Here is a 6,518-nt window from a genome sequence, read left to right as displayed (position 1 = left end):
GGGTTGTAAGGAGTCCTCAGATTAACGATTCAGCAAGTCGTCGCGCTGACGTCCACTGCCGGTATTTCAGCAGCCTGCTAAGCCTCACTTAGTCCGAGCCCATGACCACTGCCGCCCCCAGCATTCCTCCCTTCCACCTTGCCTTCCCCGTGCGCGACCTTGCCGAGGCGCGCGCATTCTATGGCGAGCTGCTCGGCTGCCCCGAAGGGCGCAGCTCGCCGGACTGGATCGACTTTAATTTCTTCGGCCACCAGATCGTGGCGCACCTGGCACCGGAGGAAGTCGGCCACAGCAAGACCAGCGCGGTCGATGGCGACCAGGTGCCGGTGCGGCACTTCGGCGCCGTGCTGTCGATTCCCGAATGGGAGGCGATGGCCGAAAAGCTACGGGCGGCAGGCGTCAGGTTCATCATCGAACCCCATATCCGCTTCAAGGGCGAGCCTGGCGAGCAAGCCACCATGTTCTTCCTTGACCCGTCGGGTAATGCGCTGGAGATCAAGGCCTTCGCCGACCTGTCGTCGTTGTTCGCCAAGTAAAGCGGCAACGAGCGTTGGAGGAGGGCAGGCGGCCGCTCCGGCTGCCGCAGGCGCGCCTGGCGCCTCAGATGGCGCCGGCCGCCGCCAGGGCCTCGATCTCGGCATCCGGCATCCCGATCGATCGCAGCACGGCGACGGAATGCTCGCCCACGGACGGCACATCGCCCATGCATGCGGCCACGCCCGACAGCGTCGCGGGCGGCAACAATGCCTGCACCACGCCACCCGGCGTACGCACGTCGCGCCAGCGATCGCGCGCGGCGAGCTGCGGATGGCGCCAAAGGTCGTGCATGTCGTTCAACGGCGAATTGGCGATCCCACCGCGATCGAGCCGGTCGACCAGTTGCTCGCGAGTCATGCCCCGCAGGTGCCGGCCGATCTCCTGATCCAGCTCGGCACGATTGGCGACGCGCTGCAGGTTTGAGCTGAAACGCTCGTTCGCGGCCAGCGCGGGGTCTTCCAGCACCTCCACGCAGAAGCGCTGCCATTCACGCTCGTTCTGCAGCCCGAAGATCACGCTGGCGCCGTCGCCGGTCTGGTACTGCCCATAAGGCGCGATGCCGGGGTGCGCCACGCCATTGCGCGCAGGCGGCGTGCCGCCGTAGTGGGCGAAGTTCAGCGGATACGACATCCATTCGCCGAGTGCCTCGAGCATGGTGACCTCGACGCGCAAGCCCGTGCCGGTGCGGGCGCGCTGCAGCAGCGCCGAGAGGATGCCGGTATAGGCATACATGCCCGCGGCGATGTCGGCGATCGAGATGCCGGTGCGCGACGGTGCGCCGTCGGTGCCGGTCACCGAGATCAGGCCGGACGCCGCCTGGATCAGCAGATCGTAGGCCTTCTTGTCGCGATACGGGCCGCTGTCGCCGTAGCCGGAGATATCGCAAACGATCAGGCGCGGAAAATCCTCATGCAATGACGCGAAGTCCAGCCCCATGCGCTGGGCCGCACCGGGGGCCAGGTTCTGGATAAAGATGTCGGCCCCGGCAAGCAGCTTGCGTACCACGGCCTTTGCCTCCGGCTTCTTCAGGTCGAGCGCCAGGCTTTCCTTGCCGCGGTTGGCCCAGACGAAGAAGGACGACTGGCCATGCACGGTGTGGTCGTAGTCGCGCGCGAAATCGCCCACGACAGGGCGTTCCACCTTGATGACACGTGCGCCGAGGTCGGCGAGCTGGCGGCTGGCGAAGGGCGCGGCGATGGCGTGCTCGAGCGCCAGGACGGTGATGCCATCGAGCGGGCGAGGAGGAGTTTGCATGGCAGGAAGCGGTAGTGTTCTGGACGGCGCGCAGGCCGGGGCGAGCCAGTATAGGAACAGTGCTTCCTGCCCGGATAGTCGATATTTCCTAAGGCCTGTTCGAGCGTTTCGAACGCTGCGATACCCCGCCTGCTATGCTGCCTCGGGCGTTCCCCATTCGGCAACGTAGCGGATAAAGTCCCGCGTATAGGCCGGCAGCGCGTTCTGGCTTCGCACCACGATGCGCTGCTCGCGCCGCGCCCACGCTTCATCGAGTGCCACGCCCTCCACCGTGCCCTGCGCGATCAACGGGCCCGCCACGGAACGCGGCACCAGCGAAATACCGGCGCCTTCCTGCACGCAGCGCATGGCCGCGGCAAAGTCGGGCGCATGCACGCGCACGCGCGGCTTGATGCCGGCCCGCGCCGCCATGTCGGCCAGGAACAGGAAGTTGCTGCTCTTGCTGCCGACTGTCACCAGGTCATGCTCCAGCGCTTGCGCCAGGCTGACCTTGTCCAGCATCCCCAGCGCATGCCGTGCTGGCACCACGAACATCAGTTCATCGACACCATAGCGGATGAACTCCAGCCCGCGCAGGTCGATGGCACCCGCCACCAGGCCGACGTCGGCGCGGTCTTCGATCACCGCGCGCACGCTGTCTTCGCTCAGGTGCTCTTCGAGGTCGACGTTGACGTTGGGGTAGGCAGCCAGGAAGCGGCTCAGCGCCGCCGGCAGGCTGGCCATGGTGCTGCTGTTGGCGTAGACCCGGATATGTCCTTCGATACCGTCGGTATGGCGCTGCATCTCGCGCTGCAGGCGTTGCACGTTTTCCATGATGGCCTGCGCGTAGCGCAAAACCGTTTCGCCGGCGGGCGTCAGCGCCATGCCTTTCTGCGTGCGGTTGAACAGCGGCACGCCCATCGCCTGTTCCAGGTTCTTGAGACGGTAGCTGGCCGAAGGCGCCGTCAGGTGCACATCCGAGGCGCCGCCGGTGACGCTCCTGGCCTGTGCGATGGCAAGGAATACGCGCAGGTCGGTCAGTTCGAAACGCATGCTTGTCTCCGGTTTTCCAGCCGCGCCGGCGGGCGCTTTAGAAGATTTCTAACGGGACCCGTGGCGCTTTCGACTGGTGTGTTCTGAACGTCAGATTTTATATTTCCGCTCGTCGCGGCAGCCAGTCTATGGCGATGCCGCGAACCAGAACCAGGAGACCGACATGACTTCAAACTTGCGCAGGATCGCCACCGTCCTGGGCAGCGCAGCGGCATTGCTGGCCTGCGTGTCCCCGGCAGCGGCGCAGGCCGATTACCCCGCGCGGCCGGTGCGGCTGATCGTGCCCTATGCAGCCGGCGGGCCGACCGATACTTTTGCCCGCTCCCTGGCGGCCAGCTGGGGCAGCAAGCTCAACACCACGGTGGTGGTCGAGAACCGTTCGGGCGCTGGCACCATTGTCGGCACGGAAGCCGCGGCCAAGGCCGCACCGGATGGCTACACGCTGCTGCTGACCACGGTCGCGCATGCCGTCAACCCGAGCATCCACGCACGGCTGCCATATCGGACGGTGGAAGATTTCGCGCCTGTCGGGCTGGCAGCGCGCGCGCCGCTGGTGCTGGTGGTCAACAAGCACGTGCCCGCCCGGACGCTGCCGGAATTCATCGCCTACCTGAAGTCGCATCCGGGGAAAGTCAACTATGGCTCGGCCGGTGTCGGCAGCGCTCCGCACCTTGCCGGCGAGCTGCTGAACTACAGCGCGGGCACCCGGGCCGTCCACGTGCCGTATCGCGGCAGCGCGCCGGCCATGGCCGACCTGATCGGCGGGCATGTCGAATTCATGCTCGACAGCGCGCCGACCGGCCTGGCGCAGGTGCGTGCTGACACGGTGCGGCTGCTGGGAACGTCGATGGCCAAACGGCTGCCGCAGACCAGGGACACGCCGGCGATCGCCGAAGCGGTCGCCGGTTACGAGGCTTACACCTGGAACGCCGTGTTCGCACCGGTCCAGACGCCGCCTGCGGTGATCCAGAAGCTTTCGGCGACGCTTGGCGAGGCGCTCGGCGATCCGACGCTGCAGAGCAAGGCCTACGAGCTCGGCCTGGTGCTGGAAAGCAAGCCGACGCCGCAGGGCCTGCGCGATTTCCTGCGTGCCGAACTGGACAAGTGGAAACGCGTGGCCGTTGCCACCAACATGAAGGCGGAATGACCGGAATCCCCGGCAGACCGCGAGCGATACCACGCAACAAGGAGCACCGATGAAGGCCTACCAGCTTTGCCCCCAACGCTACTTCGAGGATTTCGAGCTCGGCGAGCGTTTCAACCTGCCGTCCCGCACCATGACCGACGCGCTGTTCGCCGCCTTCCAGCTGGCCAGCGGCGACAACCATCCGGTCCACTACGACGTCGAATATTGCCGCGCGCATGGCATGCCGCACATGCTCGCGCACGGCTTCCAGGTCGTGATCCAGACCGCTGCAGGGGCGGGGCTGTTCCCGCATATGGTCGAGGAATCGCTGAAGGGCTTTATCGAACAGAGCAGCCGTTTCCTTGCCCCGGTCTACGTCGGCGATACCTTGTACAGCAGTCTCACGGTCAGCGAGCTGGTGCCGGGGCGCACCACCGGCGTGCTGGCGATGCGGTCCGAAGTGCGCAACCAGAACGACGTGTGCGTGATGGAAGGAACGCAGCGTTACCTGCTGCGCAAGCGCGGCGCCGGCGCGGGCTGATGCGGCCTGGCCAGCCAGCCGCGAGCGGTGCCGGGGGCATCGTTCCAGCGGCAGGACGCTGCGATGCGCCGGCGCTGTCTACCGCACCTGGCACGCGACACCTATGATCGATCCATCAACCTGGCGCCGGCCGCCTCGGCAAGATCCGCGCATCGCGGGCTGTCCCGGCCGGCATTTCCGGAGATCGACATGAAGCGCATCCTGGGTGTCTACAGCGCACCGCGTTCGCACTGGGTCGGAAACGGCTTTCCGGTGCGTTCGATGTTCTCTTACCAGAGCCATGGCAGGCAGCTCAGCCCGTTCCTGCTGCTGGACTATGCCGGCCCGGCTGACTTTACGCCGACGCAGGCGCCACGCGGCGTGGGCCAGCATCCGCACCGGGGCTTCGAGACGGTGACGATCGTCTACAAGGGCGAAGTCGCGCATCGCGATTCGACCGGCCAGGGCGGCGTGATCGGGCCCGGTGATGTGCAGTGGATGACCGCGGGCGCGGGCATCCTGCATGAAGAGTTCCATTCGCCGGCCTTCAGCCGCAGCGGCGGCGCGCTGGAAATGGTGCAGCTGTGGGTCAACCTGCCCGCCCGCGACAAGATGGCCGCACCCGGCTACCAGGCCATCGTCGACCGCGATATTCCCGCGGTGGCGCTGCCCGATGGCGCGGGCAGCGTGCGCGTGATCGCTGGCGAGTACGGCGGCAAGGCGGGCCCGGCCCGCACCTTTACACCGATGCACGTCTGGGACATGCGCATGGCGCAGGGCGGCGCGGTCAGGCTGCCGCTGCCCGATGGCTGGCATGCCGCGCTGGTGGTGCTGCGCGGCCGGGTCACCGTCAATGCCGAGGCCACGGTCCGGGATGCCGAGATGGTGGTGCTGGACGGCGCCGGTGACGCTGTCACGCTGGAGGCGGGCAGCGACGCGGTGGTGTTGCTGCTCAGCGGCGAGCCGATCGACGAACCCATCGTCGGCCATGGCCCGTTCGTGATGAATACGGAAGCGGAGATTGCGCAGGCCTTCGAGGACTTCAGCAGCGGACGCTTTGGCAACATGGCGGCGACCGGCAGCCGGTAATACCATTCAGTTCGCCTCCGTCGTTCCCGCGCAGGCGGGAACGACGGGTAGTCCGCGATGCTTGAATGATCGGCATTAGCCCGCGGGACCCTTGCCGGACCTGCGATGCCGAGAACTTACTGCACGTTGCCCGCCACCGCGATCACCTGCCCGGTGATGTAGTTCGAATCGGGCGAGCAGAACAGGTACACGCCGCCTGCCGCTTCCTCCGGCGTGCCGCCGCGGCCGAGCGGGTTGCGCTGGGCATGCGACTTGAGCATTTCCGGGTTCAGGCCGACGCGGATCTCGCGCCCTTCGATGTTGACGGTGGCGCCGGCATGGGCGTCGGCCGACGTCATGCGGGTGTGGATCAGGCCGAAGGCGACCGCGTTCACGTTGACGTTGAAGCGGCCCCATTCGCGCGCCATCGCACGGGTCATGCCGATCACGCCGGCCTTGGCGCCGGAGTAGTTGATCTGGCCGGCGTTGCCGTTCAGGCCGGACGTCGACGAGATATTGACGATCTTGCGGTACACCTCGCGCCCGGCTTCCTTGTCGGCAGCCGCCAGCGCCTTGATATGCGGGTAGGCCGCGCGCAGGATGCGGAACGGGGCGGTCATGTGGCAGTCCAGGATGGCGTACCACTGTTCGTCGCTCATCTTCTGCACCACGTCGTCCCAGGTGAAACCGGCGTTGTTGACGATGATGTCGATGCTCTTGAAGTTGCTCATCGCCGTGTTGACAAAGCGGTCGGCGAAATCCGGCGCGGTCACGTTGCCCACGCACGCCACCGCCTCCACGCCCATTGCCTTCAGCTCTTCCACCGTCTGCTGCGCCGGTTCGGCGTCGAGGTCGTTGATGACCAGCCGCGCGCCTTCGCGCGCCAGGCGTTTGGCGATCGCATTGCCGATGCCGCGGCCCGAACCGGTGACCAGTGCCACCTTGCCTTCAAGTGCTCCCATTGCTGACTCCTTTGTGCTC

At 66.6% G+C, this 6,518-nt stretch carries 7 protein-coding genes; 4 read left to right on the top strand and 3 right to left on the bottom strand.

Annotated elements, in window-relative coordinates; genetic code table 11:
• Nucleotides 1-101: 101 nt before the first annotated feature.
• Nucleotides 102-536, top strand: a complete 435-nt coding sequence (locus J8I34_RS16690) for a VOC family protein (protein WP_029049774.1) — start codon at nt 102-104, stop codon at nt 534-536.
• Nucleotides 537-600: 64 nt separating this feature from the next.
• Here the strand turns inward: J8I34_RS16690 and J8I34_RS16685 are convergent, their stop codons facing one another.
• Together J8I34_RS16685 and J8I34_RS16680 are read right to left on the bottom strand one after the other, a co-directional pair.
• Nucleotides 601-1,791: a CaiB/BaiF CoA transferase family protein gene (locus J8I34_RS16685; RefSeq protein ID WP_209806477.1), complete on the bottom strand. Its 1,191-nt coding sequence runs from the start codon at nt 1,789-1,791 to the stop codon at nt 601-603.
• Nucleotides 1,792-1,923: 132 nt separating this feature from the next.
• The gene (locus J8I34_RS16680) at nt 1,924-2,823 is read right to left on the bottom strand and encodes a LysR family transcriptional regulator (protein WP_209806476.1); all 900 of its coding nucleotides are present in this window, start codon (nt 2,821-2,823) and stop codon (nt 1,924-1,926) included.
• 163 nt (nt 2,824-2,986) lie between these two features.
• Here J8I34_RS16680 and J8I34_RS16675 point away from each other — a divergent pair, with 163 nt between their 5' ends.
• The 3 genes from J8I34_RS16675 to J8I34_RS16665 all read left to right on the top strand — a co-directional run bounded on the left by J8I34_RS16675 (nt 2,987) and on the right by J8I34_RS16665 (nt 5,558).
• Nucleotides 2,987-3,970 (top strand): tripartite tricarboxylate transporter substrate binding protein, encoded by a 984-nt coding sequence (locus J8I34_RS16675; protein ID WP_029049777.1) that lies wholly within the window; start codon nt 2,987-2,989, stop codon nt 3,968-3,970.
• A 49-nt stretch (nt 3,971-4,019) separates the two neighbouring features.
• A complete protein-coding gene (locus J8I34_RS16670) occupies nt 4,020-4,490 on the top strand; it encodes a MaoC family dehydratase (protein WP_209806475.1) in 471 nt (156 codons plus the stop codon).
• 189 nt (nt 4,491-4,679) lie between these two features.
• Nucleotides 4,680-5,558, top strand: a complete 879-nt coding sequence (locus J8I34_RS16665) for a pirin family protein (protein ID WP_209806474.1) — start codon at nt 4,680-4,682, stop codon at nt 5,556-5,558.
• Between the two features lie 116 nt (nt 5,559-5,674).
• Here J8I34_RS16665 and J8I34_RS16660 read toward each other — a convergent pair whose 3' ends face one another.
• Nucleotides 5,675-6,499 carry an SDR family NAD(P)-dependent oxidoreductase gene (locus tag J8I34_RS16660; RefSeq protein ID WP_209770664.1) on the bottom strand — a complete coding sequence of 275 codons (825 nt, stop codon included), beginning with the start codon at nt 6,497-6,499 and terminating at the stop codon, nt 5,675-5,677.
• Nucleotides 6,500-6,518: the final 19 nt, after the last annotated feature.

It is taken from the genome of Cupriavidus phytohabitans (assembly GCF_017815025.1).
Lineage (GTDB): Bacteria > Pseudomonadota > Gammaproteobacteria > Burkholderiales > Burkholderiaceae > Cupriavidus.
The sequence above is the reverse complement of the archived record's forward strand: the minus strand, read 5'-3'. Positions and strand labels throughout refer to the sequence as shown.

Excerpts from the sequence above, each read along its gene's own strand:
- J8I34_RS16690 (WP_029049774.1), top strand. The coding sequence starts at position 102 with ATGACCACTGCCGCCCCCAGCATTCCTCCCTTCCACCTTGCCTTCCCC.
- J8I34_RS16685 (WP_209806477.1), bottom strand. The coding sequence starts at position 1,791 with ATGCAAACTCCTCCTCGCCCGCTCGATGGCATCACCGTCCTGGCGCTC.
- J8I34_RS16680 (WP_209806476.1), bottom strand. The coding sequence starts at position 2,823 with ATGCGTTTCGAACTGACCGACCTGCGCGTATTCCTTGCCATCGCACAG.
- J8I34_RS16675 (WP_029049777.1), top strand. The coding sequence starts at position 2,987 with ATGACTTCAAACTTGCGCAGGATCGCCACCGTCCTGGGCAGCGCAGCG.
- J8I34_RS16670 (WP_209806475.1), top strand. The coding sequence starts at position 4,020 with ATGAAGGCCTACCAGCTTTGCCCCCAACGCTACTTCGAGGATTTCGAG.
- J8I34_RS16665 (WP_209806474.1), top strand. The coding sequence starts at position 4,680 with ATGAAGCGCATCCTGGGTGTCTACAGCGCACCGCGTTCGCACTGGGTC.
- J8I34_RS16660 (WP_209770664.1), bottom strand. The coding sequence starts at position 6,499 with ATGGGAGCACTTGAAGGCAAGGTGGCACTGGTCACCGGTTCGGGCCGC.